This is a genomic window from Streptomyces minutiscleroticus (assembly GCF_014650875.1).
Taxonomy (GTDB): Bacteria; Actinomycetota; Actinomycetes; order Streptomycetales; family Streptomycetaceae; genus Streptomyces; species Streptomyces minutiscleroticus.
In genome coordinates this window covers 1-507 of sequence record NZ_BMVU01000294.1, presented here as the reverse complement: position 1 = coordinate 507, position 507 = coordinate 1, and the positions used below count along the sequence as shown (strand labels likewise).

The following is a 507-nucleotide window of genomic DNA, read 5'->3' as shown; positions in this document are numbered from 1 at the left end:
CCAGAAAGAAGCGGAAATTGAAAGGCTAAAAAGAGAAAATAACGAAGCAGAGAGCCGATTGAAAGCGGAGAATGAAAAAAAATTGAATGAAAAATTGGAAATGGAAAGAGAAAGAATAGGAAAAGCCTTGCATGAAAAAAATGAATTGAAATTCAAGCAGCAAGAAGAGCAATTAGAAATGTTAAGAAACGAGTTGAAAAACGCTCAAAGAAAAGCTGAATTAAGCTCGCAGCAATTCCAAGGCGAGGTGCAAGAATTAGCGATTGAAGAGTTTTTAAGGCAAAAATTCCCCTTAGATTGCATTGAAGAAATCAAAAAAGGGCAAAGAGGGGGCGATTGCATTCAAGTGGTGCATACTAGGGAGTTTCAAAATTGCGGGAAAATTTATTATGAGAGCAAACGCACTAAAGAATTTCAAAAAGCTTGGGTGGAAAAGCTTAAAAGCGACATGCGAGAGATTGGGGCTGATGTGGGGGTCATTGTGAGTGAGGCGTTGCCTAAAGAGAT

The 507-nt window shown here is 38.7% G+C and carries 1 protein-coding gene; it reads left to right on the top strand.

Translation table 11 applies throughout. The features are described 5' to 3' along the window. On the top strand, positions 1–507 hold a 507-nt coding region (locus IE271_RS44795), incomplete at both ends, for a DUF2130 domain-containing protein (RefSeq protein WP_190195553.1).